General features: G+C 57.2%; 1 protein-coding gene. It reads right to left on the bottom strand.

Features of this window, described 5'->3' with window-relative positions; genetic code table 11:
• Positions 1–175 precede the first annotated feature (175 nt).
• The coding region (locus E1297_RS01905; RefSeq protein ID WP_155133194.1) for an MFS transporter at positions 176–1,479 on the bottom strand (1,304 nt) is incomplete at its 5' end.

Here is a 1,479-nt window from a genome sequence, read left to right as displayed (position 1 = left end):
GCGGAGTGGTGACGCAGCGGATTGCAAATCCGTGTACGCCGGTTCGATTCCGGCAGAGGCCTCCATTATCTCTTTATCCCACTGATTTCGCTGCCTTTTTAGGTTTGTTTACCCCATTTTCCCCCCTGAAAAAAATGGGGCACATTTGTTCACACCCGCCTGCCCTCTCACATTGTTATTTCCGAAGGTGGGAACCTTTACGAAGAAGCGGCAAAAACAGGGCAATCCCGACCGCCGTTGCCGCAGCTGAGAACCACAGCGTTGCATTATAACTGAAAAGTTCCGCGATCTGTCCGGCCATCAATGCCGCAAGCACGCTGGCTGCAGCAGTCGCGGCATTGTAAAGCCCCATGGTGGTTCCTTGCGGGATCGTGCTCAGGCGGCCGGCGAGTGCCGTTCCGGCAACAATCATCGGCGACCAGGCAATCGGCAGCAACATGATGGCGGGCGCGACAAGGATACTCTGGAGCTTTTCCGGAACGTAAAGCAACGCGACAAGACTGAAAATCGATACCGCTGTCATCACGATACCCAAAAGCACAATCCTCGCACTTCCGTAGACCTTGGCCCAATCCCCGGAAGGGGCATACAGAAAAATACCAAGAGTTGCGGCGATACCGTAATAAAGGGATGACAGGCCGGAGGACACGCCGAAGGAGCTTTTCATGAGCAGGGGGTAGAGATTGTAGATCACCCACGTGCCGAGCATCAGCATGAACCAACTCAGCATGTAAAGACCAAATGCAGATACCCATTGATGCCGCACAGCAGCCAGTTGCCCGAACCCAAGATGCTCATAGTGCCGCAACAGCGCCGCAGGGGAACGCGCATGAGATCCCGCCGGCAGATCATGGCTAACCGGCCCAGCGCGGGATTGGCATTCCCGTCCCGGCCTTGGCAATCCGGCACGCCCCAAAAGGACCCCCGGAATCATTGCAGCCGCGCAGATATAAAGCCCTGCCACCCCGTCGCCTTGAAGAGCTGCGGCAATCAGCAAGCCGATCGCCTGGCCCGTACCGTAAAAAGTCTGCAGCCAGCCAAGCCGCCCGTCCCACTCATCCTTCGGCCTGAACTCGACGATGAAGGCATAGGCCACAGTATTGGCAATTCCGGCGCCAATTCCTTGCAGTAAGGCAAAACCCGACCAAGCGATCACGCTTGAGGACAGAACAAACCCAAGCGCACCCAAGCCGAGCAGACCGAAGCTTGCCAGGAAAAACAGGCCGTACCTGCCGGACCGGTCCGCCAGACTGCCGAAAACCGGCGAGAAAATCTGCCCGATGTAAAAAACGGCCACAACAAGACCGACAGCTGCCGGCCCTTTGGCCTGCGCGACTACAATTGGAATAAAAATCGGCAAGAGACCGAGAACGGCCCCTCCCTGCACCAGATACCCCCAATACCAGGGCTCTGAATCCTGACGCTCCTCCCCGGCGGCTGCAGACACAACCTGGTAGAGCTTCCGGACCGCCTGTTTCA

The sequence above is a fragment of the Roseibium sp. RKSG952 genome (genome assembly GCF_009711355.1).
The sequence above is the reverse complement of the archived record's forward strand: the minus strand, read 5'-3'. Positions and strand labels throughout refer to the sequence as shown.